Genomic DNA, 25490 nt, shown 5'->3' on the forward strand with positions numbered 1-25490 from the left:
GTGAACGGTGCTGGAGAAGCCTCATGGCGGTGCGTCCGCTGCGCGCCATCTACCAGATCGACCCCTACCTGTTCCGCGACAGTGATGGCTGCGGCTGGGGCACGCTGGATGGCATCACCGAAAAGCTGGACCATCTGCAATGGCTCGGCATCAGCCATGTGTGGCTGCTGCCGTTCTACTGCAACGCCGGCCGTGACGGTGGCTACGATGTCACCGACCACTATCGCATCGATCCACGCCTCGGCGATGAGTCCGCGTTCCAGCGCCTGGTCGATGCCGCCGATGCACGTGGCATCGGCATCATCGTGGAACTGGTGATGCAGCACACTGCCAGCGCCCACCCCTGGTTCGTCGCCGCGCAGCAGGGCGACCCGGCCTGGCGCGCCTGGTATCTCTGGAGCGACCACGTACCGGACGACGGCCTGCAGCCGATGTTCCCGCCCATCGAGGCCTCGGCCTGGACGTGGGATGCCGAGGCCGGCGCGTTCAACCGGCACATGTTCTACCGGCACGAGCCCGACCTGGAGCTGGCCCACGCACCGGTTCGCGACGAACTGCTGCGGGTGATGGAATTCTGGCTGCAGCGCGGCGTAGCCGGCTTTCGCGTGGACGCCGTCCCGTATATGGTCGAGCGCGCCCGCCACGCGGACCCGCACGACGACGGACTGTGGCTGCTGGAGGCGATGCGTGCCACGGCAGACGCGCAGCAGCCGGGCCTGCCGCTGATCGGCGAAGCGGACGTCAGCGCATCCCACTACGGTAACTTCCTGTGCGAGGGGCGGCGCCTCTCGCACCTGCTCGACTTCCACCTCAACAATCACTTCTTCCTGGCACTGGCGCGCGGTGACGCGAGCGAAGTGGCGCGGGTCATGGCCGAATACGGCCCACAGGCGCCGCCGGACACCCGCATCGCCTGGCTGCGCAACAATGATGAGCTGGACCTGGAGCAGCTGGAGCCGGACGAACGCGAAGCGGTGATGCAGCGCTTCGCGCCCGAACCTGGCATGCGCATCTATGGCCGCGGCATCCGCCGCCGGCTTGCACCGATGCTGGAGGGCGATGTCGCATGGCAGGCCATGGCCTGGGCGGCGCTGCTGTCGCTGGGCCAGGTGCCGGTGATCCGCTATGGCGAGGAGATCGGCCTGGGTGACTGCCTGGAGCTGCCCGAACGCAATGCCGTGCGCATGCCCATGCACTGGCATGGCCGCCCAGGGGCGGGGTTCACCGATCGACCGCGGCATGCGTGGCGCGCGCCACCGGCAGACGGCCCCTACGGCTACCGGACGGTGAATGTCGAGGTGCAACGTAGAACGCCCGGCTCGCTGCTGCTGCGCGTGCGCGAGCTGCTGCTGCAGCGCAATGCCCATCCCGTGCTGCAGCAGGGGCCACATGCGCTCGACCCACCGTCACCTGCGTTGCTGATGCTCTGCTACGGCGACGCGCCCCGGCAGGCGTTGGCACTGATCAACTTCGGCGACGAACCGGTGGAGGTGGATCTGCCCCTGCGCGGCCCGCTGCGCACGCTGGTGGCCCATGGCGCCAGGCTGCGCGATCATCGCTGCATCCTGCAGGGGCACGGCTACACCTGGCTGGCCGCAGACGGGGCCTGAGTGCGCAGCGCGGGCAGCACGTGTTCGGCGAAGTCATCGATGAAGCGTTCCTGCTCACGGTTCACGTTGTGCAGGTAGATGCGATCGAACCCCAATGACTGCAGTTCCTGCAGCCAGGCCTTGTGCCGGGCCAGGTCTGCCGATACATGCACGCGCCCGCGTAGCTCCTCGGCGCTGATCGATCGGGCGTGTGCTTCGAACTGTTCGGGCTGGTCCAGCCCTTCGGCCAGTTCCGGTGGGAGCACGTTGGCGCTCCACTGCTCCATCGCGCCGTCCAGCGCCGCTTGTTCGGCGCGGGCGTAGGAGAGCTTGGCCTGCAGGTACATCGGCTTGCCCCTGCCACCGCCGTCCTCGAACGCCGCCACGACACGCCTCAACTGCGCCAGTGGCTGGCTGATGGTGATCAGGCCATCGGCCCAGCCGCCCATCCAGCGTGCGGTTTCCTCGGTGACGGCCGCCCCCAGCAGCGGCAGCGGCAGTGCTGGCCGGCTGTACAGCCGCGCCTTTCGGACCTGGAAGCCCCCCGTGTGGTCGACCTGCTCGCCGCCCCACAACCGCCGCATCACCTCGGCCGCATCGCGCAGTGCCTTCTGCCGCTCCCGCTTGGCTGGCCACGCCTGTCCGGTGATGCGTTCGTTCAGCGCCTCGCCGGTGCCGAGTGCCAGCCAGATCCGTCCCGGCGCCAGCTGCTCCAGGGTGGCCGCGGCCTGCGCCACCAATGCCGGGTGCTGGCGCAGCATCGGGCACGTCACCATGCCCAGGGTCAACGCGCTCTGCACTGCCAGTGCGCCCGCCCATACCCAGCTATGGCCGGACTGCCCTTGCGCGGCCGTCCAGGGGTGGAAGTGGTCCGAGCACATCAGGGCCTCGAATCCCGCCTGTTCGGCGCGCAGCGCCAGGCCCAACAGCGTGGCGGGCGGGAACTGCTCATGCGATGCGTGGTAGCCGATGGTCATCACGGGTTCCCTGCGGGCACTGGACACGATGGCAACACGTTCCCAGCTAAAACGGCGTCATGGAAACGAACGCTTCCTGCATCGGGCATCGACGCTGGGCTATCGCCGAGGGCTACATTCCCGCCTGGAGCAACGGCCCGTCACCGGAGATGCAGAGCCGCGAAACCTGCTGCGTACTCAATGCCGGCAACGAGGACGCGCATGTCACGCTGACCCTCTACTTCGAGGACCGCGATCCTGTCGGCCCCTACCGGATCACCGTACCCGCGCGACGCACCTGCCATCTGCGCTTCAATGACCTGGAGGACCCGGCGCCGGTGCCGCGCGGCATGGGCTTCGCCACCCTCGTCGAATCCGACCAGCCGATCATCGTGCAGCACACGCGGCTGGATTCGCGGCAGCCGGCCAACAGCATCATGACCACGATCGCCCATCCGTTGTGAAGCCGCACGCGAGCGCGTCCACACGGTCACGACACTGTACCCTCCGGTCGTTTACCCGTTCGGCGCGACACTGCGGTCAATCAACGATCGGAGAGTGACGATGGCCCTGCCCGACTACCCACGCCCGCCCTTCCCCGCCCAGCAGCAAGCCTTCCCCGGCAAGACCGCGCAGATGCAGCCGCGGCCGGATCACGGCGAGGACAGCTATCGCGGCCATGGCCAGCTGCAGGGCAAGAAGGCACTGATCACCGGCGGTGACAGCGGCATCGGCGCAGCGGTGGCCATTGCTTTCGCGCGCGAGGGCGCCGATGTCGCCATCGCGTTCCTCGATGGCGAGCAGGACGACGCCCGCCATGTACAGCAGCAGATCGAACAGGCCGGGCGCAAGGCCGTGCTCGTGCCCTGTGACATCAGCGACCCGGCGCAGGCGCGCTCGCTGGTGGATCGTGTGGCCAGCGAGCTGGACGGTCTCGACATCCTCGTCAACAACGCGGCCTACCAGCGCTACTACGAGCATTTCGACGACATCACCCTGGATGACTGGAAGCGGACGTTCGATACCAATGTCCACGCCGTGTTCAATCTGACGCGGTTGTGCGTGCCGCACCTGCGCGGTGGCGGCGCGATCATCAACACCGCATCGGTCAATTCCAAGCGACCGACCCCGAACATCCTTCCGTACTCTGCGACCAAGGGCGCCGTCGCCAACCTGACGCTGGGGCTGGCGGGCCTGCTGGCCGAGCATCAGATCCGCGTCAATGCCGTGCTGCCCGGCCCGATCTGGACGCCGTTCATTCCGGCAGGCATGGCCGCCGAAGAGGTCGAGCAGTTCGGCTCGCAGACGCCGTTCGGCCGCCCCGGGCAACCCGCCGAACTGGCCTCGGCCTACGTGATGCTGGCTTCCGACAGCGCCAGTTACACCTCCGGTGCATTGCTGACCATCTCCGGCGGCGCGGCAACGCTGTGACCACTCATGGCCGGACTGCCTGCCTGGATCGCGGATTGGCTGCTGGTGGTGGTGCCGGTGGCCGAGGTGCTGGTCATTCTCGGGGTGGCCTGGCTGATGGCGCGTGCCCTGGCATGGTTGCTCGTGCAGGCCCGGCAGCGCGGCCGGCTGGCGCCTGAGCTGCACGTAGGCCTGCGCCGCGGCGGTGCGCTACTGCTGTACCTGGCGGCCACGCTGCTGATACTGGAGCGCCTGGGCGTGTCGCGCTCGGTGCTGTGGACCGCGCTGACCGGCTTCATGGCAGTCGGTGCGGTGGCATTCTTCGCCGCATGGAGCGTGCTGTCCAACCTGTTCTGTTCGTTCCTGATCGTCGCCACGCGCCCGTTCCGCATCAACGACACCATCGAGGTACTGGAGAGCGTGGACAAGCCGGGCCTGTGTGGCCAGGTGGTGGACATCAACCTGATCTACACCACGCTGAGTGATCGTGGCGACGGCGCGCGCGGTTGCCTGCTGCGCGTGCCGAACTCGTTGTTCTTCCAGCGCATTACCCGCCACTGGGGTGACAGCGGCTATTCGCAGCTGCCGGGCAGCCTGCCGATAAAGGGCAAGGTGCGCTGAGCAGCGGCAGGGCCGCGCTCATGCCCGGCTTGCTGCGCGCAGCGCAGGGTGCATCGCGGCCGAACGGAGCGCAGCCGAGCGCAGGCCCGGCTCTACAGCGACCCTACTCCGCCGCCAATGCCTGGATAGGTTCCAGCTGTGCCGCACTGCGTGCCGGGAAGTAGCCGAAGCCCAACCCGATCGCAGACGAACACACCAACGCGGCCAGCACCGGCCCTGGCGTGAACAGGAACGGCACGCCCAGCGCCAGCAGGCTCGACAATGCGCTGACGCCAAAGGCCAACAGCACGCCCAGCGCCCCGCCGAACAGGCAGATCAACACCGCTTCGATCAGGAACTGGCGCAGGATGTCGCCCTGCCGCGCCCCTACCGCCAGCCGCACGCCAATCTCGCGCACGCGCTCCTTCACCGACACCAGCATGATGTTCATCACGCCCACCCCGCCGACCACCAGCGCCACCGCCGCGATGGCCGAGACCAACGCGGCCAGGGTCTGGCTCGACTTCATCACCGCCTTGCGGATCTGGTCCGCGTTGTAGATGAAGAAATCACGACGCCCGTGCAGCCGCTGCAGTTCGGCACCCAACGATGCCTCCGCTGCTCGGGTTGGCACGTCATCGCGCACCCGCACGGTGATGCTCTCCAGGCGCGGGCTGCCCAGCAGCCGCGAAGCCGCCGAGGTGTACGGCACGTAGACCGTCGGCGTTGCGCCACCGGCGAACGCGCTGGTCCCCACCACGCCGATCACTTCCACCGGCATCCCGCCCAGCAGCACCGTGCTGCCCACCGGGCTGCCACTGGACAACGCCTTGGCCGCCTTCTGGTCGAGCACGCCGACAGCACGATGCGCGTGGACCTCGTCATCCGTGAAGAACCGGCCGGCCTTCAGCCGCAGCCCGCGCACGCGCGGTAGGTCAGCGCCCACGCCAAGCACCTGCGTGTTGGCACGCCGGCTGCCCTGCAACGCGGCCACCGAACCGCTCAGGTTGGGGCTTACGCTGTCTACGTAGCCCAATGCGGCCAGGTGATCGGCGTCGGCCACCACCAGTGTTTCAATCTCCGCCGATCGCGGGTCGCCAAAATCAGTGCCCGGGAAGATCTCCAGCGTGCTGGCGCCCAGCTCGTTGATCTGTGACTCGACCTGTGCCTGCGCGCCTTTGCCCAGTGCCACCACCGTCACCACGGCAGCCACGCCGATGATGATGCCCAGCATGGTCAACAAGGTACGCAGCCGGTGGGCCAACATCGAACGTACTGCCATGCGCGTCGCCTCCCGCATGGCATCAACGCGGGCGCGCCGTTCGGCGGCCACGGCGGGCGCGCGCTCCGATGCGTCTGCATGCGGTCGCACCGGCTGGCCTCGCGCCTGTCGATCTGCCACCACGCGTCCATCGGCGATCTCGATCACACGCGACGCATGGGCGGCAATCGCCGCGTCATGCGTCACCAGGATCACGGTATGGCCCTGGCCGTGCAGGCGCTTCAGTTCAGCCATCACCTGCTGGCCGCTGGCATGGTCCAACGCGCCGGTGGGTTCGTCAGCCAGCACGATCGCGCCGCCGTTCATCAGCGAGCGTGCGATGGAAACGCGCTGCTGCTGGCCACCGGACAATTGGCTGGGCCGGTTCGTGGTCCGCTCGCCCAGGCCGAGTGTTTCCAGCAGCAGGCGAGCCCGCGTGGTGCGCGCGTCGGCGGCCACGCCGGCATAGACGGCGGGCAACGCTACGTTCTCGATGGCACTGAGGTTCTCCATCAGGTTGTAGCGCTGGAAGATGAAGCCGAAGTGCTCGCGGCGCAGGCGTGCCAGCTGGTCGGGCGACATCTGCTCGGTCGCTGCCCCATCCACGCGGTAGCTGCCTTCAGTCGGCCGGTCCAGGCAGCCCAGGATGTTCATCAGGGTGGACTTGCCCGAGCCCGAGGGGCCGATGATGGCGATGAACTCACCGGCGTCGATGCGCAGCGAGACCTCCTTCAGCACCACCACTTCACCGGCGGCCGAGCGATAGGCGCGCGATACGCCCTGTAGTTCCAGCAGTGCGTCGGCCATGCTCACATCCCCAGCAGGCTGGTGGGTTCGGCGTCGCCGCCGCTGGATGCCTGGCCAACCACCACGTTCTCGCCGGCTTCCAGGCCGGACAGGATCTGCACGGCGGTGGCGGTGCGCAGGCCGGTGGTCACTGCGCGCTCGCGGGCACGGCCCTTCGCATCGACCACCCGCACGGTCGTGCGGGTACCGGCCCCGTCACCGGCCTCGGTCAATGCGCTCAGCGGCACCTGCAGCGCGTTGGCCACGCGTGCCAGCTGGATCGTCACCTTCACCGTCATCGAGGGCTTCAGCATCAGGCCCGGATTGGCCACGTCGAACAGTCCCGCGTAGTACACCGCTTTGGGCGTCTGCGCCGATCCGCCGCTGTTGCCGCTGGCTGCGTCGGCGATCGACGAAGGCGCAGGCTCAAGCTGTTGCAGATGGGATTCGTAGCGGCGCCCGCTCGGACCCAGCGTCGAGAACCACAGCCGCTGGCCGGGTGCGATCAGCTCCACGTCGGCCTCGGCGATCTCGGCGCGTACGGTCACGATGTCCATCTGTGCCAGCATCACGAGGGTCGGCGTGGTCTGCATCGAGTTCAGCGTCTGCCCCGCCTTGGTGACGATGGCCACGATGTAGCCCGCGGACGGCGAGACGATACGGGTGTAGCCCAGGTTGATGCGGGCGGTTTCGACCTGGGTCACCGCCTGGTCGATCTGCGCCTGCAATGCAGCGACATCCGAACGTGCCGCGTCGCGCGCCACGCGCGCCGCTTCAAAGCTCTCCTGCGAGACCAGGCGCGATGCCACCAGCTGTGACTGCCGATCATACGTGCGAAGCGCCTGGGTGTAGCGCGCCTGGCTGGCCGCGTGCTGCGCACGCAGCGCATTGGCGGCCGCCTCGGCGCTGCGCAGGGCAATCCTCTGCGGTTGTGAATCCACCTCGGCAATCAGGTCGCCGGCCTGTACGTGCTGGCCCAGCACCACGTGCAGGCGCTTGACCTGCCCCGAGACCTGCGCGCCCACGGCCACCAGCTCCTTTGGATTGACCCGGCCGACCGCCTGCACGGTCCGCTCCAGATCGGCAACCGTGGCCGGTGCGGTGATCAAGGCGGCATCATCGCCATCGGCAAACGCCCACCAGCTGCCCGCGCCGGCAAGAACGGCCAGCGTTGCGGCAATGATCCAGGTTCTGCGGTTGTTCATGGAAACATCCGGGGTGCGTGCAGCCGCCGGGTGCGGCTGCCAGGTCCGCAGTCTGGGAGCCCCAGGTGGATGTTTCTTGGAGCCACCGTGGAGATTGGATGGAGACGCGGCAACCGTTCATGCACCACGTCGGCGGCTGAATCCGCGGCGCGGCTCCACGCAATCTCGACACAATCTCGACCAAGTCTCCATCTACGGGCGCTAGCCTCGGCGGCCTCGCCGACTGCCTGCCCGCCGTGACCCGTCCCTATCCCGAGCTGCCCCCGTTGGATGTGCGCCGCGCTTACCTGGCCTGGTGTGCGCCCTCGCCCTGGTCGCTGGCGCTGGTGATGGCATCAACCATGGCGTGGCTGCTGGCCAGCCAGGACCCGATGCCGCCGCTGCTGGCCGGCTTCGGCGCCGCCGCACTGGCGTGGTTCCGCAGCGACGGCCCCGGCCACGCCACCCGCGCGGGGACAGCCGTCTCGCTGCTGCTGATCGGGTTGGCGATGACGTCGGCCACGGCCTTCGGCGCCCACGCCGCGCTGTACCTGCTGCTGGCGGCCACGGCGCTACTGCTGTTGGCCCTGCTGGCCCTGCGGCTGCGCGCCATCACCGCCATGGCGGCACGCCTGCAGGCACGGGTGGATGCCACCCCGATGGACTGCCGCTGGACCCACCTGCCGGCTGCGCTCTCCACGCTGGTGGTGCAGCAGCTGCGCGGCGCGGGTCCGGTGGAGCCGTCCCTGCATCGCACGCTGGTGCTAGCCACGCTGGCCTGGGCAGCCGACGCGGAAGCGCAGGCCATGGAGCGCCGACGATGACGCTGCCGTTGATGCCGCATGTCCCCGCACCGACCGTAGACGCGTACCCGCCGATGAAACATGAACTCCGCAGCCGACCGGCGCCCCTGGTCCTGATTGCCGAAGACGAGGGTGAAATCGCCGACATCCTCGGCGCCTACCTGGCACGCTCCGGGCTGCGCAGTGCCCGCGCCGCTGACGGCGAAGCGGCCCTGGCCAGCCATCGCCAGCTGCGTCCGGACCTGGTGCTGCTGGACGTGCAGATGCCCAGGATGGACGGCTGGCAGGTGCTGAGCGAGCTGCGCCGGCGCGGCAATACGCCGGTGATCATGCTCACCGCGCTCGACCAGGACGTGGACAAGCTGACCGGCCTGCGCGTCGGCGCCGACGACTATGTGGCCAAGCCATTCAACCCGGCCGAAATCGTGGCGCGCATCCACGCCGTGCTGCGCCGCAGTGCGCAGCGCACCGAGCACGCGGCCGATGGGCTGATCCGGCAGGGGCCGTTCGAGATCGACCTGCGCAGCCACGAGGTGACGGTGTGCGCCGGCGAGCAGGTCCACGTGTTGAATTTCACCCTCACCGAGTTCCGCCTGCTCGCGCACCTGGCGCGTGCGCCGCGCCAGGTGCACACGCGCGTGGATCTGCTGCACAGCTGCCTGCCCGAGGGTGATGCACAGGAGCGCACCGTCGACAGCCATGTCAGCAAGCTGCGGCGCAAGCTGGAGGATGTCGGCGTGATCGGCGTTCCCGCCACCATCCGTGGCGTCGGCTACCGCTTCCTGGACTGAATGATGAGTGCGAAAGGCAAGAGCATCGGTCGCCAGATCAGCCTGTCGATCACCGTGGCCTCGCTGTGTTCGACCATACTGTCGATCAGCGGCTTCTACCTGTTCTACTACCTGCTGGATGTGTTCTATCCGCGCTGGTACGACGAACCGAAGACGCTCATGCCTTCCGGCCTGGAGTGGCTGTGGATCGGCCTGACCGCCACCGTGGTGGTCGCGCTGGCCACGCTGATCGCCTCGCGCCTGACCCGGCGCATCATCACCCCGTTGAATTCGGTGGCCGCAAGCCTGCGTCGCGTGGCCAGCGGTGACCTGGAGGCGCGCGCACGCGGTGGCGACACCTCGATGGCCGAGGCCGCCACGCTGGTCAACGACTTCAACTCCATGGCCGAGCGGCTCAGCCGGATGTCCGAGAACCGCGTGTTCTGGAACGCGGCGATCGCACACGAACTGCGCACGCCGATGACCATCCTGCGTGGCCGCCTGCAGGGCATCGCCGAAGGCGTGTTCGAGCCGGGGCCCGAGCAGTTCAACAGCATGCTCACCCAGCTGGAAGGCCTGACCCGCATCATCGAGGACCTGCGCGTGGTCAGCCTGGCCGAGAGCGGTCATCTGGATCTGCGCCTGCAGCGCAGCGATGTCCGCGTGCAGGTGGCGGCAGTGGTGGACGCGATGTCCGAGGCGCTGACCGAAAGTGGTTTCTCGGTGACATTGGACGCACGACCCTCACTGGCCGACTGCGATCCGGCGCGCATCCGCCAGGCGGTGCTGGCGCTGCTGGAGAATGCGCGGCGCCACGCCATTCCCTGTCCCTTACAGGTCCGCGTGTCACTGGCGGAGGGCCATTGCACCGTGACGGTTGAGGATGGTGGCCCCGGTGTGCCGGACGATCTTCGCGACAGCATCTTCGAAGCCTTCCAGCGCACCGATGTGTCCCGTTCGCGGCAGAGCGGTGGCTCCGGGCTGGGCCTGGCGGTGGTGCGCGCGATTGCCGTGGCCCATCACGGTACGGCACGATGCCGGGCCACCGAACGTGGTGGCAGCGCGTTCGAGATCCGCTGGCCGGTGCACGTGCGTCGTTGAGGGCCATCGCTGGGTGCTACAGGAACTCCGCCATGCGCTGCAGCTCGTCGTCCAGCGCGCCACGAAATACCTTGTCGCGGGCCAGCGACTTGCCGGCATAGCCCACCCTCGACACCAGCTCGCCTTCGCGCATGCTCAGGTTGGCCCAGCCCACCACCTGGTCGTGCCACAACACCGGCAGTGCGTAGTAGCCGTACTGGCGTTTCGGCGCAGGCGTGTACGCCTCGAACTTGTAGACCCAATCCCACAGCAGCTCGAAACGGCGGCGGTCCCACACCACCGGGTCGAACGGCGCCAGCAGGCGCACCTGTTCGTCCGGCGCGTGGCGGCGCGAGCGCGGATTTTCGTCCGCCGGCCAGTACCAGGTGGTGCCCTCCACCGTGCAGCTGGCCAACTGCTGTTTGGCCAGTGCCAGTGCCTTGCGGGTCTGCTCGGCCAGGTGCGGAGCGCCATAGCCCAGCAGGCGCACCAGATAGGTCAGGCTGGCCGACGGCAGCGGCGCGTACTTGCGCACCACCAGATCGATCAGGGCGGCAGCACGTTCGATCTGCGCCTGTTCGCTGGCGTCGGCCTGCGGGTGTTCGGCCACCGCATAAATGCGCGTCCCACTGTCGCGCCGCTGCACCCGCAACAGGCCGCGGTAGTGCATGCCCTCCAGCAGGTGCGTGCTGGCGTTGCTGGTGCCACCCCAATAGTTGGTCACCCGCCCATGCGCGAACGCCTGGTCGACCTCGCGCGGATGCACGCTGCCGCGCTCGCGCACGAAGGCCAGTACATCTGCTGCGCGACGTTCGGTGTCGGCGTCCCATACCCGCTTGGCCACGCGCGGATGCATCAAGCCCAGGTGCTCGCGCGGCAGGAAGCCATAGTTCACCAGGCAATCCTCTTCCACCGGCAGACGCGTGTAGCGCCGCTCAAGATCGCCCGCGCGGTAGTCCTTCACCCGGTGGCGCAGGGTCAGGTCCTGCGCGCGTGCGGGTGCGCGGATCGGGTCGGCCTGCACGAAGCCCAGCCGCCGGATCGCGGTCAGCAGCGTGGTCGGCTTGAACAGCGTGCGCGCCACCGCGTAGCGGCGCAGATCATCGAGAGTGGGCGTGGCAGGCATGGCCGCATTGTATTCTCGGCCATGCGGGATCCGTCCAGTAGCGCCAGGCCATGCCTGGCGGGTGCCTGGAGGGTCCGCCGACGCCATCCGCGCACGGCGTAGTTCAACGTTTCATTCCGGATGCAGGCGGCAGATGGCGTGGCTGGTCAACGCCAGCGCGGCCAGCTTCAGACCTTCCATCACGCGATCGCCGACGTACTGTTCCGGGCCACCGTTCTGACGGGCGCGTTCGGCCGCCAGCAGGATTTCCTGCACGATACGCAGCCCAGCCAGTGCGCCGTCGGCATCGGCCAAGGCCAGGCAGCGGCCTGGCAGCTGATGGCGCTCGGGCCAGGGCTGTCCGTCGGCGGCCGCGCCCAACCCGATGCGATGCAGCAGGGCCATCAGGCTGTTGGGATCAGACGCGTTGTCGTGCCCCTCGTCGGCATTGGCCGGGGCGCGCTGATGGGGAAACTCCGATGCGTTCATGGCAGGTCTCCGTGCAAGGCATGCGGGACCACCGCCCTTAACAATCAAGGCGGCGGACGGTACGTGGCTGGAAATCCCGTGAGTCAGTGCTATACCCGGGCGGTGGGCTTGCGCCCACCTCCACGCACCGCCCGCCATGGAACGCGAACGGAATGCCAGCCGACGCCGCACAAGGCGACGCCGGCTGGCAAGCGTAAACAGCACTTACTCAACGAGGTTTCCAGGCCCCGGCCACCCGTTTTCGGTGGCACCTCATCATGTGCACAACGGGGTGGCAGGCGCCAACAACCCACGTGCTGAGACAGCGACATTCACGCAGTGACGGCATTGTCGCATATCGACAATCGAGCCGAAAATTCAACAACTTGCGCCATGCCGATGGCGGCATGCTTCACCCATACCTGCGACGCGCATTCCTTGACCGCATCCGGCTTTCGAGGCTGGCGACATGCCAGTTCCGACATTACGCAAGCAGATGGGCAATCAACGCCAGCACCGCCAGATGTCCCACGTAGTACCCGTAGAACACCCAGCGCCAGCGCGGCAGTTGCCACGGCACCCGCGCGGCCAGCAGCACCACCGGAACGGCCAGCACCGCCCAGCCGTTGTGGTTGGCCCAGCACACCGCCGCAAGCCCAACCAGCAGCAGCCACCACGCCCGATGCCGGAACGCGATCCAGGCCAACAGCACGGCGCCCACGCCGGCCCACTGGTAGTCCACGAACATCGGCAGCACACCGGCAGCCAGCAGCAGCTGCACCGGCCGATGACTCGCCAGCGCGTGCACGGCCACCGCAGCCAGGGCAAAGGTCAGCAGGATGTTGAGCGGCAGCCAGGAACCGAACGCGAGTGCGTGCAATGGCTGCGCGATCAGCCCCCATAGCGCGAGCCGGCGTATCGATTTGCGCAGATCGGCCCCGGGCTGGGCCAGGTTGCAGGCCATCACCAGCGCGAACAGCGGAAACGCGATACGCCCCAGTTCGCTGACCACCGGCACGTAGCCGCCGAAGACCACCTTGGCCACGTGGTCGCCGGTCATGGTCAGCAGCGCGATCCACTTCAGCAGCTCGCGTGCGCCACTGCCGAGGGTGAGGTTGAACGTGGTCGTCCCGGTCGTGGTCGCTTGCATCGCGGAAGCTTATGCGCATCGGCCAGCCCATTTCCAGCGGCGCGCAGGAGTCCGTCGCTGCAGCCAGCAGGTGGCGGCGCTATGCTGGCCGCCCCTGCTTGTGAGACACCCGCCATGCGCACCCTGTACCCCGCCATCGAACCCTACCGCGCGTTCACCCTGAAGGTGAGCGATCTGCACACCCTGCATATCGAGGAGTGCGGCACGCCAGACGGTGTTCCGGTGGTGTACCTGCACGGCGGGCCGGGTGCTGGCATCTCGCCGACCCATCGCCGCTTCTTCGACCCGGCGCGCTACCGCATCGTGTTGATCGACCAGCGCGGCAGCGGCCGTTCCACGCCGTTCGGCGAGCTGCGCTACAACACCACGCAGGACCTGGTCGGTGACATCGAGAAGGTGCGTGAGCACCTGGGCATCGAGCGCTGGCTGGTCTACGGCGGCTCCTGGGGTTCGACGCTGTCGCTGGCCTATGCGCAGGCACATCCCGGGCGCGCCACCGGCTTGATCGTGCGTGGCGTGTTCCTCGGCCGCGAAATGGAGAACCGCTGGTTCGCCGAGGCCGATGGGGGTGCGCGCTGGATCTTCCCGGAGCGCTGGGACCGCTACGAGGCCTACATTCCGCACGCCGAGCGTGGCGACATGATCGCCGCCTACTGGGCGCGCATGGATGGCCCGGATCAAGCAACCCGCATCGAAGCCGCGCAGGCCTGGCTGGGCTGGGAAGACAACGCCGCCACCCTGCAGCACGACGTGGATGCGCAATCCACCGATGATCCGCTGGATACGCTGGCCAAGGCCCGTATTGAAGCGCACTACTTCCGCAACGGCATCTTCCTGCAACCCGACCAGCTGCTGCGCGATATCGATCGCATCCGCCACCTGCCCGGCGTGATCGTGCAGGGGCGCTACGACATCATCTGCCCGCCGCGCAGCGCGTGGGACCTGGCCAAGGCCTGGCCGGAAGCGCGCCTGGAGATGGTGACCTCCGGCCACAGCGCCAACGAGCCGGCCACGGTCGATGCGCTGGTGCGGGCCACGGATGCGTTTGCCGACCGGTTCGGCAACGGCACCTGACCCGCAGCGTCAACACGCCACCGTGAACCCCACCGTGGTCAGCCCGTTGCGGCTGGCCACGAACACATCGCCACCATGCAGCACGGCGATGGCCTTGACGATCGACAGGCCCAGGCCGTGGTGGCGTTCGCCCCGGTACTCGCGGGCCTGGTCAACCCGGTAGAAACGCTCGAACAACAGCGGCAGGTGCTCGGCGGCGATGCCATCGCCTTCGTTCAACACCGCAATGCGCGCGCCCTTGCCTTCGGCCTGCAGCTGTACCCGCACCTCGGTACCGGGCCGCGCATGCTGCACGGCGTTGTGCAGCAGGTTGGTCAGGGCACGCCGGAACAGCGATGGATCGATGCTGGCGGTCGCATCACCTTCGATGCGGAGGGTCAGCCCGGCTTCCTCGAACAGGAATTCAAGGAAGTCCCCGGCGGCGGCCACTTCGTCGGCCAGCGCCACCGGCCGGGTCTCCATCGCGATGTCGCCCTGCCCGGCCCGCGACAGGAACAGCATGTCGTTGACGATGGCGCGCAGCCGCTCCAGCTCTTCCAGGTTGGACTGCATCACGTCCTGCAGCTGCGCGTTGTCGCGCGGCCGTGACAGGGCCACCTGGGTCTGCCCCATCAGGTTGGCCAGCGGCGTGCGCAGCTCATGCGCCACGTCTGCGTTGAACGCATCCAGCCGCGTGTAGGCGGCCTCGAGGCGATCCAGTGCACCGTTGAAGGCATGCGTCAGGTGCCCCAGCTCTGCCGGCAGCGCCTGTGTGCCGAGCCGCTGTGACAACCGCTGCGGGCTGAGCGAGCGCGCCTCGTCCGAAAGCGCGCGCAATGGGGCCAGTCCCAGGCGCGCGATCCAGTAGCCGAGGCCGGCCACCAGCAGCACGCCCAGCCCGCCGGCAACCCACAGCGCCACGGCGAAGCGCTGCAAGGCATGCGTGTACGGTTCGGAGTCGATACCGATCCACAGGTCCACCGCCGGCCGCACGCCCTTGCCGGGCACGCGCTCATACAGCGTACGCAGCGGATGCTGGCCCTCGCGCTGCAACGTGCCCATGCCGCTGTCGTGGCCATTGGGTGGCTGCACCTTTGGGCGCTCACCACCAATGCGGAAGGTGGGGTCGTCACTCCAGGCCCAGACCAGCGTGTCGCGGTCGCCGGAAATCAGGTTCCCGACCTTGTCGCGCACCTTGCTCCAGCGTTCGCGGGTATCGCACATCGCCACACTGCCACTGACCGCGTGCAGCTTGGTCTGCAGCTCGGCGTGCTGGTAACGCACCACCTGCCGTTCCAGCACGCCATACACGCCGATGCCCAGCAGGGCGAATACCAGCAGCGCGGCCAGCGCGAACATCGCCGACAGGCGCTGGGCGATCGACCACCTCATCGACCATCACCCTCGTCATCGCGCACTTCCAGCACGTAGCCCATGCCGCGCACCGTATGCAGCAGCTTGCTGGGGTACGGGCCGTCAAGCTTGCTGCGCAGGCGCTTGATCGCCACTTCCACCACGTTGGTGTTGCTGTCGAAATTGATGTCCCAGACCTGCGCGGCGATCACGGTCTTGGACAGGATCTGCCCGCGCCGCTGCGCAAGCAGGGCCAGCAGCGCGAATTCCTTGCCGGTCAGGTCCAGTCGCGCACCGTCACGATAGGCGCGGCGCGCCAGCAGGTTGACCTGCAGGTCGCCCACCTGAAGTTCGGTCGGCTCCTGCTGGCGGCCGCGCCGGACCAGCGCCTGCAGGCGCGCCAGCAGTTCGATGAACGAGAACGGCTTGACCAGGTAGTCGTCGGCACCCTGCCCCAGCCCGTGCACGCGGTCATCCACGCGGTCGCGCGCGGTCAGCATGATCACCGGGGTCTGCTTGCTGCGGCGCAGTTCGCGCAGCACGTTGAAGCCGTCCATGCCGGGCAGCATCACGTCCAGCACGATCACGTCGTAGTCGAACTCGCGGGCAAGGTGCAGGCCGGTCACGCCGTCGGCGGCCAGGTCGACCGCCCAGCCCTGCTCGCCCAGGCCGGTGCGCAGGTAGTGGGCGGTCTTGCTCTCATCCTCGACGATCAGCAGTTTCATCCGGGCTCCGTCAGCGCGGCACCGGCGGCCGCCCTGCGTTCGCGTCGGCGCTGCAGGAACAGCCGGTCCAGGGCCAGGTAGATCACCGGGGTACTGTACAGGGTCAGCAACTGGCTGATCAGCAGGCCACCGACCACCGCCACACCCAGCGGCTGGCGCAGCTCCGAGCCGGTGCCGAAGCCGATCATCAGCGGAATGGCACCCAGCAGCGCCGCCAACGTCGTCATCATGATCGGGCGGAAGCGGGTCAGGCAGGCCTCGTGGATGGCCTGCAGCGGGGTCAACCCGCGGTTGCGCTGGGCATCCAGCGCGAAGTCGACCATCAGGATGCCGTTCTTCTTGACGATGCCGATCAGCAGCACGATGCCGATCAGCGCCATGATCGAGAAATCCAGCCCCCACAGCCACAGCATCAGCACGGCACCGATACCGGCCGACGGCAGCGTGGACAGGATGGTGAGCGGGTGCACGAAGCTCTCGTACAGCACGCCGAGGATGATGTAGACCGCCAGCAGCGCCGCCAGAATGAGCAACGGCTGGCTGGCCAGCGATTCCTGGAACGCCTGTGCGGTGCCCTGGAAGCGCCCGTTGATGCTGTCGGGCATGCCGATCTGCGCCTGTGCCTGCTCGACCAGGGTAACCGCCTCACCCAGCGAGACGCCCGGCGCCAGGTTGAACGACAGGTTCACCGCCGGCAGCATGCCGTTGTGGCTGATCGACAGCGGCCCGTTGCCCGGCGGCTGCACCTGGGCCACCGCCGACAGCGGCACCATCTGCCCGGTCAGCGGCGAACGCAGGTGGAAGTAGGACAGCGCATCGACCTGGCCAAGCAGGCCGGGCGCGATCTCCAGAATCACCCGGTACTGGTTGGTCTCGGTCTGGAACTCGTTGATCTGGCGCTGGCCGAACGCATCGTAGAGCACCTGGTCGATATCGTTGGCGGTCAAGCCGAAGCGCGCCGCAGCGGTGCGATCGATCTGCAGCCGGGTAACGCTGGCGCCGACCTGCTGATCGTTGGACACGTCACGCAGCTGCGGCAGCCCGCGCAGGTGTTCGGTCAGCTGCTCGGCCCAGCGTGACAGCTCGCGGCTGTCCTGGCCGCGCAGTGCGTACTGGTACTGCGTACGCGCCGGCCCCGCGCCCAGGTTGATGTCCTGCGCCGCCCGCATGTACACGGTAATGCCCGGCACGCTGGCCATCTCCGCGCGCAGCCGGTCGATGAAGCCATGTACGTCCACGTCGCGGTCGCCGCGGTCCTTCAGGATGAACCAGAAGCGGCCATTGGACAGGGTCTGGCTGCCACCGGTGGCGCCCACCGCATGGTTGTAGGCCTGCAACGCAGGATCCTCGGCGGCGATCTTCACCAGCTGCTGGTGCTTGGCCGCCATCTCCTCGAAGCCGATGTCCTGTGCCGCTTCGGTGGTGGCGAACACGAAGGCGGTGTCCTGCAGCGGGAAGAAGCCCTTCGGGATCACCACGTACGAGGCCACCGCTACCACCACCGTCGCGCCGAAGCCGAGCAGGACAAGCCGCTGGTGGCCCAACGCCCACTGCAGGCTGCGGTCGTAGCCGGCCAACAGGCGCCCGGCCAGCGTGTCCTGGCCGTCGCGATGGGCCGGCATGCGCTTCATCAGGTGCGCAGCCATCATCGGCGCCAGCGTCAGCGAGGCCACGATGGAGATCAGGATCGCGACCGTGATGGTCATCGCGAACTCCGCGAACAGGCGCCCGACCACGCCGCCCATGAACAGCAGCGGGATGAACGCCGCGATCAGCGACAGGCTGATCGACACCACGGTGAAGCCGATTTCCTCGGCACCCTTCAGTGCCGCTTCCACGGGTCCCAAACCGGCCTCGCGATGGCGATGGATGTTCTCCACCACCACGATGGCGTCGTCCACCACGAAGCCGACCGCTACCACCAGTGCGACCAGGGTGAGGTTGTTGAGGCTGAAGCCGGCCACATACATTGCGGCGAACGTGGCGACCAGCGCTACGACCAGCACCGCACCGACGATGAGCGTGGCCGAGAGCTGGCGCAGGAACAGCCCCATCACCAGCACCACCAGGACGATGGTCAGCACCAGGGTGACCTCCACCTCGTGCAGCGACGCGCGGATGGTGCGCGTGCGGTCGTTGAGCACCTCCACATCGACGCTGGCCGGCAGGTTGGCGCGCAGCTCCGGCAAGGCGGCCAGCACCGCATCGGTGGTGCGAACGATGTTCGCGCCCGGCTGCCGGCTGATGATCAGGCCCACGCCCGGCTGCCCGTTCGGCCACGCCTGCACGTAGGCGTTCTCGGCACCGTCGACCACTTGCGCGACATCGCCCAGCGTGACCGGCGAACCCTGCCGGTAGGCGACCACCAGCTGGCGGTAGTCCTGGGCATCGAACAGCTGGTCGTTGGCCTCGAAGGTGGACGTGCGCTGTTCGCCCATCAGCGCGCCCTTGGCCTGGTTGAGGCTGGCGTTCTGGGCCACGCCGCGCAGGTCGGACAGGGTCATGCCCATCGCTGCCAGCCGCTCCGGCTGGGCCTGGATGCGGATGGCCGGGCGCTGCTGGCCGACGATATTGACCTCGGACACGCCACTGATCTGGCTGATCGAACGCGCCAAGCGGCTCTCGGCCAGGTCGCTCAGCTCGGTCATCGACATCTGTGCCGAGACCACGCTGAGCACCAGGATCGGGCTGTCGGCCGGGTTGACCTTGCGCCAGGTCGGCAGGTTCGGCAGGTCGCTGGGCAGGCGCCCGGCCGCCGCATTGATTGCCGCCTGTACTTCCTGTGCGGCGGTATCGATGTTCTTTTCCAGATCGAACTGCAGCGTGATCGAGGTGCTGCCGAGCGCGCTGGTGGAGGTCATCTCGATGATGCCGGGCACGCCGGTCAGCTGCGTTTCCAGTGGCGTAGCCACCGCCGACGCCATGGTCTCGGCGCTGGCGCCAGGCAGGCTGGCATTGACGCGGATGGTCGGGAATTCCGCTTCAGGCAGAGGTGCCACCGGCAGCCGTGGCAACGCGGCCACGCCGAGCAGTATCACCGCCAGCGTCAGCAGCGTGGTGGCCACCGGATGCCGGACGAACCAGCTGGACAGCGAAACGCGGGTGCTCATGGTGCGGCCCCGGCCCTGGCAACCGGTGCGCCGGCTTCAGTGACGACCACACCCGGGCGCAGGCGCGACTGGCCATCGCGCACGATCACATCACCCACCCGCAGCTCGCCCTGTATGGCCACCTGCCCGTTCTCGGCTTCACCGACGGTGACCGGTAGCACCTCGACGCTCCCATCCCCCACTACGCGGTAGACGAAGCTGCCCTCGACACCGCGCTGGATTGCCGCAGCGTCCACTACCAGTGCGTCCGTGGTCTGGCCGATGCGTACCCGCACGCTGACCAGCTGCCCGGGCCACAGCCGGTCGTCGGCATTGGCGAAGCGGGCACGCAACCGCACTGTGCCGGAGGTCTCGTCGATCTGATTGTCGATCACCTGCAGCGTGCCTTCGGCGAGGCGCTGGCCACCATCGCGGTCCAGCGCCTGCACCGCCACGTCGCCGGCAGCCAGTGCCTGCCGCAGCTGCGGCAACGCGTCCTGCGGCAGCGCGAACACCACCGAGATCGGATCTGTCTGCTGCACCGTCACCAGTCCCTGCGTATCGGTGGCACGCACCAGGTTGCCGGGGTCCACCTGGCGCAGGCCGATGCGGCCATCCATCGGCGCCAGGATACGGGTGTACGACAGCTGCACCTGTGCGGCATCCACCGCCGACTGATTGCCACGCCCGGTGGCCTGCAGCTGCTGTACCGTGGCCGCCTGCTGCTCCAGCATCTGCCGCGAAACCAGCTGGTCGGTAGACAGGTGCTGCAGCCGCGCCAGGTCCGAGCGCGCGGCATCCAGCGTGGCACGGTCGCGAACCACCGCAGCCTGTGCGCCTCCCAGGTCGGCACGGATCGCACGATCATCGATACGGGCCAGCAACTGGCCCTTGCGCACCTTCTGGCCCTCCTCGAACAGCACCTCGGTCAGAACCCCATCGACCTGCGGCCGCAGCACGGCGCTCTGCAACGACTGCACCGTGCCTACGCCGCTGCGCCAATGCGCCACGTCGCGCTGCTCGACACGGCCGGTCACCACCGGTACCGGCGGCGGCGCATTGGCCGGTTGCGCGTCGCTGCGCGGCACACCCTGGAACAGCATCACCAGCGACGACACCACCAGCAGCAACACGCCCAGGACAAGGTGGCGGCGACGCATTCGTGCGGACAGGAAGGGAATTCGCATGACAGGGATCCATACCGGTGCCGGCGCGGGGGCTGCGCGGGCCTGATGCCATCCTCCCGGCTGGCCTCCGGCGCCTTGCTGTCGCCTGCCTGACAATTTCGTCAGGTGCGGCCGGTACACGCGTGGGGCAGGCGGGTGAACGGTGGCCCACCGCCATCTGGCGACCCGCTCGGTTCTTCGCAGCTCGCTTACAGATCCGGGCCGAATATCCGGCCGTGGCCATCCACACCCGTGGCCCGCGTCCCCACTTCTGGAGCCTGTCATGACCGGTATTCGCTACGTTCCTGCTGTCCTCGTCATTACCATCGGCCTGCTGCTGGGTGCCTGTTCCAGGACCCAGGAGGCGAGCAAGGCCACCGCCGCCGAGGACGTCACCGAAGTGAAGCTGATACCGCCGTATGAGTCGCTGGACAAGGACAAGGACGGCATTGTCACCCTGGCGGAAGTCGATGCAGTGGCTCCGGACTGGGCCGAACGCTTGCATGCCTGCGATACCGACCGTGACAAGACGTTGACCCGTGGCGAGTACGACGTATGCAAGCAGACCAGCGCTTCGCATTGATCCACCACTGAACCTCGATTGGCGCTGCGCATGCCCGGCTATACCAAGGTATAGCCGGGCTAACCCACGGGCCTCTAGGCCTGCCCCATTCAGGGGCGGACAATAGCGCCACTGGCCAGGGCAACCCTGGCTGGCACCCTCCCCTCATGGAGACGCAGATGGACCCCGACCCTGCCGGGCGCACCGCGCCCCGGATGACCGCTTGTTGCCTGTTCCTGGCGCCTGCCCGCCGGTCCCTGCCTGCCTGAGTGACGGGGGACCGCCAGGCGCCGCCTGCCTGGAGATCGCCCCCATGTCCTACAAGATCCTCTACATCACCCTGCGCCGCCTGATCGGTGAGCGCGATGTCGCCGGCCTGCGCAGCCAACTGCTGCAGCACGGCCCGGTCATGTTCGCCCGGTCGCTGTCGCTGGGTTCACCCCGCGTGGTAGCCGACGCGCTGTCGTTGCTGCCGATCAGCGAGCGCATCAATGTGCTGCGCCACCTGCCCTATCCCCTGCGCGATGCAATGAAACCGCTATGCATCGGCGGCAGCCAGCGCCTGCACATGCAGCCGTGGTCGCCGGCGGTGCTGGCGATGCGCCACGCCTGATCTGCCTCACCCATTCCGTTCGTGTTCCGGCTGCGGCCGGCTCTGACATTCAAGGAGCGTCCCATGAGCCTGCTCAATGCCTGGTTCAACGCCTTCCTGCGCAGCCGCCGCGCAGGCAACCTGTTCCGCCGCCGCGCGATGCCCGAGGCCGGATTCGGCCCGGGCAGCGCCGAGGCGGCGCCGTTCGCGCTCACCACGGGCCTGGTCACCCTTGCCCAGCAGGAGGAAGCCGAACTGCTGGCCACGCTGGGCTCGCATGCCGATGGCCTCAGCCCGCATGAAGCCGAGGAGCGGCTGGCCACGCTCGGCCCCAACGAGGTGGATCACGAAAAGCCGCTGCCGTGGTGGCGCCACCTGTGGCAGTGCTACCGCAATCCGTTCAACCTGCTGCTGACCGTGCTGGCGGCGGTGTCCTGGCTGACCGAGGACATCAAGGCCACCGTGGTGATCGGCGCGATGGTGCTGCTGTCCACGCTGATCCGCTTCGTCCAGGAGGGTCGTTCGAACCGTGCCGCCGAGCGGCTGAAGGCCCTGGTCGGCAACACCGCACGCGTGCTGCGCCGCAATCCCGGCACCGAGGCTGCGGATGTGGCCGACCAGTATTTCGGCGCGCACCTGCACAGCCGTCGCCCGGCACGCCTGCTGGACCTGCCGATCCGCGAGCTGGTGCCCGGCGACCACATCGTGCTGTCGGCCGGCGACATGATTCCGGCCGATTGCCGCGTGCTGACCGCCAAGGACCTGTTCGTCGCGCAGGCCGCGATGACCGGCGAATCGCTGCCGGTGGAAAAGTTCGCGCACCCCGGCGACGGCCTGGCTGGCCTGCTGGAACAGCACAACCTGCTGTTCATGGGCACCAACGTGGTGTCAGGCACCGCCACCGCCGTGGTGCTGGCCACCGGCAACCGCACCTACTTCGGCACGCTGGCCCAGCGCAGCACCGCCACCGACCGTGCGCCGACCGCGTTCCAGGCCGGCGTCAACAGTGTCAGCTGGCTGCTGATCCGCTTCGCGCTGGTGATGGTGCCGTTCGTGCTGCTGATCAACGGCTGGACCAAGGGCGACTGGACCGAGGCGTTCCTGTTCGCGCTGTCAGTGGCGGTGGGCCTGACGCCGGAGATGCTGCCGATGATCGTCACCTCCACCCTCGCCAAGGGTGCGGTGCTGCTGTCGCGGCGCAAGGTGATCGTCAAGCGCCTGGATGCGATCCAGAACTTCGGCGCGATGGAAGTGCTGTGCACCGACAAGACCGGCACCCTGACCCAGGACAGGATCGCGCTGGAGCGCCACACCGATGTGTTCGGCCACGATTCGGAAGACGTGCTGAAGTTCGCCTATCTCAACAGCCACTTCCAGACCGGCCTGATCAACCTGCTGGACCGCGCGGTGCTGGAGCACGTGGAGCTGCAGAGCTCGCTGCGGCTGTCGCAGGACTACCACAAGGTGGACGAGATCCCGTTCGACTTCGAGCGCCGCCGCATGTCGGTGGTGGTGTCCGAACGCGAGGACCACCATGAGCTGATCTGCAAGGGCGCGGTGGAAGAGATGCTGGCGGTATGCAGCACCGTGCGCGAGAACGGCCAGGACATGCCGCTGGACGAGCGTCGCCTGGCGCGGGTGCGGCAGACCACCGAGGAGCTGAACGAACAGGGCCTGCGCGTGGTGGCGGTGGCGATGAAGGAGACCGCAGCCCACCAGACGGTGTACGCGCAGGCTGACGAGTGCGGATTGACCCTGGTCGGCTACGTGGCGTTCCTGGACCCGCCGAAGGAATCGGCCGCACAGGCGCTGCAGGCGCTGGCCGCGCATGGCGTGGAAGTGAAGGTACTCACCGGCGACAACGAGCTGGTGACCGCCCGTGTCTGCGCTCAGGTGGGACTGGACGCGGACACCATCCTGACCGGCCCGCAGATCGAGCGCATGGACGACGGCGCGCTGTCGCGGGCGCTGCACCACCATCGCGTGTTTGCCCGGCTGACGCCGCTGCACAAGGAGCGGCTGGTGCGCGAGCTGCGCGCGCAGGGCAAGGTGGTCGGCTTCCTCGGCGACGGCATCAACGATGCGCCGGCGCTGCGCGCAGCCGATATCGGTATCAGCGTGGACAGCGCGGTGGACATCGCCAAGGAGGCGGCCGACATCATCCTGCTGGAGAAGAACCTGATGGTGCTGGAGGAAGGCGTCATCCAGGGCCGGCGCACGTTCAACAACATGCTGAAGTACATCCGCATGACCGCCAGCTCCAACTTCGGCAACGTGTTCTCGGTGCTGGTGGCCTCGGCCTTCCTGCCGTTCCTGCCCATGCTGCCGCTGCAGCTGCTGGTGCAGAACCTGCTGTACGACATCTCGCAGATCGCCATCCCGTTCGACAACGTTGACGAGGAACTGGTGCGCAGGCCGCTGAAGTGGAACCCGGCGGACATCGGCCGCTTCATGGTGTTCTTCGGGCCGATCAGCTCGCTCTTCGACCTGACCTGCTTCGCACTGATGTGGTACGTGTTCGACGCGCGCACGCCGGCCGACCAGGGCCTGTTCCAGTCCGGCTGGTTCGTGGTCGGCCTGCTGACCCAGACCCTGATCGTGCACATGATCCGCACGCCCAAGGTGCCGTTCCTGCAGAGCATCGCCGCGCCGCCCCTGCTGCTGATGACCGGCCTGATCATGGCCATCGGCGTGTTCCTGCCGATGAGCCCGCTGGCCGGCTACTTCAAGCTGCAGGCGCTGCCCGCCGGCTATTGGCCGTTCCTGGTCGCGATCCTGGTCGGCTATGCAGTGCTGACCACTGCGCTGAAGAAGTTCTACATCCGTCGTTACGGCTGGCAGTAGGCGCCCGCCGGCCTCGTCCAGGGAGAAATGGATGCTCGACATCAATCCGAACCTGCCGGCGTTCAACGCCGGCGCAACCCTCAGCTCGCTGATCAGCCTGTCGGTGGCGTTCGTGCTGGGCACGGTCATCGGCCTGGAGCGGCAGCTGCGCCAGCGCACCGCCGGCCTGCGTACCAATACACTGGTGGCAGTGGGTGCAGCGGTGTTCGTCGACCTGGCGGTGCGCTTCCATGACCTGTATGGCGGCCCGCCGTCGCCACTGCATGTGGTCGCCTATGTGATCTCCGGCGTCGGTTTCCTAGGTGCCGGCGCAATCATGAAGGAGGGCGCGCAGGTGTCCGGCCTGAACACCGCGGCCACGCTGTGGGGATCGGCGGCAGTGGGCGCGTGTGCCGGCATCAAGCTGCTGCCCGAAGCGGTGCTGGCCGCTGTGTTCGTACTGGCTGCCAACACCCTGCTGCGGCCGGTGGTGAACCGCATCCAGCGGCAGCCGCTACCGGAAGCGTTCAGCGAGGCCACGTATGCGATCAACGTGGTCTGCCAGCGCGAGCAGCAGGCCGAGGTGCTGGACCGGCTGTTGCTGCTGCTGGAGCAGGCGCAGTACCCGGTGCGCGCGGTGGACCAGCGCCCATTCGGCGAACGTGACGTGGAAATCGAAGCCGTGTTGTACGCGACCGCGGTCGATGCCGGAGAGCTGGATGCGGTTCTTGCCACGCTGGCAACCACGCCCGGCGTGCTGCAGGGGTTCTGGAACGCCAGCCTGGAAGAGTAGTGCCGGCCGCTGGCCGGCAACCTCATGATCCCGGACGCACCATGCATCGCCTCGGCACGCCCACCGCTGCGGTAGTGCCGGCCGCTGGCCGGCAACCTCATGATCCCGGACGCACCGTGCATCGCCTCGGCACGCCCACCGCTGCGGTAGTGCCGGCCGCTGGCCGGCAACC

The 25490-nt window shown here is 67.9% G+C and carries 22 protein-coding genes; 12 read left to right on the forward strand and 10 right to left on the reverse strand.

Annotated features, from left to right (window positions below; genetic code table 11):
• Nucleotides 1-23 precede the first annotated feature (23 nt).
• Nucleotides 24-1610, forward strand: coding sequence for an alpha-amylase family glycosyl hydrolase (locus tag AC5P9C_RS06745; protein WP_343541621.1), 1587 nt, complete (start codon nt 24-26; stop codon nt 1608-1610).
• Here AC5P9C_RS06745 and AC5P9C_RS06750 read toward each other — a convergent pair.
• Complete coding sequence (locus AC5P9C_RS06750) at nt 1580-2566, reverse strand: TIGR03885 family FMN-dependent LLM class oxidoreductase (RefSeq protein ID WP_057494859.1); 987 nt, start codon at nt 2564-2566, stop codon at nt 1580-1582. The two genes, AC5P9C_RS06745 and AC5P9C_RS06750, sit on opposite strands and share 31 nt — an antisense overlap.
• A 59-nt stretch (nt 2567-2625) precedes the next feature.
• Between AC5P9C_RS06750 and AC5P9C_RS06755 the strand changes: the two genes are divergently transcribed.
• The 3 genes from AC5P9C_RS06755 (at nt 2626) to AC5P9C_RS06765 (ending at nt 4576) form a co-directional block, all read left to right on the forward strand.
• Nucleotides 2626-3009, forward strand: a complete 384-nt coding sequence (locus tag AC5P9C_RS06755) for a sensory rhodopsin transducer (RefSeq protein ID WP_343541058.1) — start codon at nt 2626-2628, stop codon at nt 3007-3009.
• Between the two features lie 100 nt (nt 3010-3109).
• Nucleotides 3110-3976, forward strand: coding sequence for a glucose 1-dehydrogenase (locus tag AC5P9C_RS06760; RefSeq protein WP_197638726.1), 867 nt, complete (start codon nt 3110-3112; stop codon nt 3974-3976).
• Nucleotides 3977-3982: 6 nt separating this feature from the next.
• Nucleotides 3983-4576, forward strand: a complete 594-nt coding sequence (locus AC5P9C_RS06765) for a mechanosensitive ion channel domain-containing protein (protein ID WP_343541055.1) — start codon at nt 3983-3985, stop codon at nt 4574-4576.
• A 103-nt stretch (nt 4577-4679) separates the two neighbouring features.
• Here AC5P9C_RS06765 and AC5P9C_RS06770 read toward each other — a convergent pair whose 3' ends face one another.
• Nucleotides 4680-6623 (reverse strand): ABC transporter permease, encoded by a 1944-nt coding sequence (locus AC5P9C_RS06770; protein WP_343541053.1) that lies wholly within the window; start codon nt 6621-6623, stop codon nt 4680-4682.
• A 2-nt stretch (nt 6624-6625) separates the two neighbouring features.
• Nucleotides 6626-7807, reverse strand: coding sequence for an efflux RND transporter periplasmic adaptor subunit (locus tag AC5P9C_RS06775; RefSeq protein WP_343541051.1), 1182 nt, complete (start codon nt 7805-7807; stop codon nt 6626-6628).
• 236 nt (nt 7808-8043) lie between these two features.
• Between AC5P9C_RS06775 and AC5P9C_RS06780 the strand changes: the two genes are divergently transcribed.
• From AC5P9C_RS06780 to AC5P9C_RS06790, 3 genes are read left to right on the forward strand one after another with little or no spacing between them, the layout of a single operon-like run.
• Complete coding sequence (locus AC5P9C_RS06780) at nt 8044-8610, forward strand: hypothetical protein (protein ID WP_343541050.1); 567 nt, start codon at nt 8044-8046, stop codon at nt 8608-8610.
• Between the two features lie 53 nt (nt 8611-8663).
• Nucleotides 8664-9380, forward strand: coding sequence for a response regulator (locus AC5P9C_RS06785; RefSeq protein ID WP_223224780.1), 717 nt, complete (start codon nt 8664-8666; stop codon nt 9378-9380).
• Between the two features lie 3 nt (nt 9381-9383).
• Nucleotides 9384-10460, forward strand: coding sequence for an ATP-binding protein (locus AC5P9C_RS06790; protein ID WP_049467152.1), 1077 nt, complete (start codon nt 9384-9386; stop codon nt 10458-10460).
• Between the two features lie 16 nt (nt 10461-10476).
• Here the strand turns inward: AC5P9C_RS06790 and AC5P9C_RS06795 are convergent, their stop codons facing one another.
• From AC5P9C_RS06795 to AC5P9C_RS06805, 3 genes are all read right to left on the reverse strand, one after another.
• Nucleotides 10477-11565, reverse strand: coding sequence for a DNA glycosylase AlkZ-like family protein (locus AC5P9C_RS06795; RefSeq protein WP_414614999.1), 1089 nt, complete (start codon nt 11563-11565; stop codon nt 10477-10479).
• Between the two features lie 111 nt (nt 11566-11676).
• Nucleotides 11677-12033 (reverse strand): hypothetical protein, encoded by a 357-nt coding sequence (locus tag AC5P9C_RS06800; protein WP_329850257.1) that lies wholly within the window; start codon nt 12031-12033, stop codon nt 11677-11679.
• 463 nt (nt 12034-12496) lie between these two features.
• Nucleotides 12497-13162, reverse strand: a complete 666-nt coding sequence (locus AC5P9C_RS06805; protein WP_057494866.1) for a TraX family protein — start codon at nt 13160-13162, stop codon at nt 12497-12499.
• A 114-nt stretch (nt 13163-13276) separates the two neighbouring features.
• On the opposite strand from AC5P9C_RS06805, the gene pip reads away from it, so the two are divergent.
• A complete protein-coding gene (pip, locus tag AC5P9C_RS06810) occupies nt 13277-14236 on the forward strand; it encodes a prolyl aminopeptidase (RefSeq protein ID WP_343541044.1) in 960 nt (319 codons plus the stop codon).
• 9 nt (nt 14237-14245) lie between these two features.
• Here the strand turns inward: pip and AC5P9C_RS06815 are convergent, their stop codons facing one another.
• The 4 genes from AC5P9C_RS06815 to AC5P9C_RS06830 are packed head-to-tail and all read right to left on the reverse strand — an operon-like array spanning nt 14246 to nt 20569.
• Nucleotides 14246-15607 carry a heavy metal sensor histidine kinase gene (locus AC5P9C_RS06815; protein ID WP_343541043.1) on the reverse strand — a complete coding sequence of 454 codons (1362 nt, stop codon included), beginning with the start codon at nt 15605-15607 and terminating at the stop codon, nt 14246-14248.
• Nucleotides 15604-16293, reverse strand: a complete 690-nt coding sequence (locus AC5P9C_RS06820; RefSeq protein WP_005413570.1) for a heavy metal response regulator transcription factor — start codon at nt 16291-16293, stop codon at nt 15604-15606. The genes AC5P9C_RS06815 and AC5P9C_RS06820 overlap by 4 nt, the downstream gene beginning before the upstream one ends.
• On the reverse strand, nt 16290-19403 hold the full coding sequence (locus tag AC5P9C_RS06825) for a multidrug efflux RND transporter permease subunit (protein ID WP_343541040.1): 3114 nt from the start codon (nt 19401-19403) through the stop codon (nt 16290-16292). Before AC5P9C_RS06825 ends, AC5P9C_RS06820 begins: the two co-directional genes overlap by 4 nt.
• On the reverse strand, nt 19400-20569 hold the full coding sequence (locus AC5P9C_RS06830; RefSeq protein ID WP_343541038.1) for an efflux RND transporter periplasmic adaptor subunit: 1170 nt from the start codon (nt 20567-20569) through the stop codon (nt 19400-19402). Before AC5P9C_RS06830 ends, AC5P9C_RS06825 begins: the two co-directional genes overlap by 4 nt.
• 262 nt (nt 20570-20831) lie before the next feature.
• Here AC5P9C_RS06830 and AC5P9C_RS06835 point away from each other — a divergent pair, with 262 nt between their 5' ends.
• The 4 genes from AC5P9C_RS06835 to AC5P9C_RS06850 all read left to right on the forward strand — a co-directional run bounded on the left by AC5P9C_RS06835 (nt 20832) and on the right by AC5P9C_RS06850 (nt 25318).
• On the forward strand, nt 20832-21131 hold the full coding sequence (locus AC5P9C_RS06835; RefSeq protein WP_343541036.1) for an EF-hand domain-containing protein: 300 nt from the start codon (nt 20832-20834) through the stop codon (nt 21129-21131).
• Nucleotides 21132-21423: 292 nt separating this feature from the next.
• Nucleotides 21424-21723 carry a hypothetical protein gene (locus AC5P9C_RS06840; protein ID WP_049467132.1) on the forward strand — a complete coding sequence of 100 codons (300 nt, stop codon included), beginning with the start codon at nt 21424-21426 and terminating at the stop codon, nt 21721-21723.
• 63 nt (nt 21724-21786) lie between these two features.
• Nucleotides 21787-24546, forward strand: coding sequence for a magnesium-translocating P-type ATPase (gene mgtA / locus AC5P9C_RS06845; RefSeq protein WP_414615001.1), 2760 nt, complete (start codon nt 21787-21789; stop codon nt 24544-24546).
• Between the two features lie 31 nt (nt 24547-24577).
• Nucleotides 24578-25318 (forward strand): MgtC/SapB family protein, encoded by a 741-nt coding sequence (locus tag AC5P9C_RS06850; RefSeq protein WP_057494873.1) that lies wholly within the window; start codon nt 24578-24580, stop codon nt 25316-25318.
• The last annotated feature ends 172 nt before the right edge of the window (nt 25319-25490 follow it).

This window comes from Stenotrophomonas sp. YJH_SMC_10, from assembly GCF_059371555.1.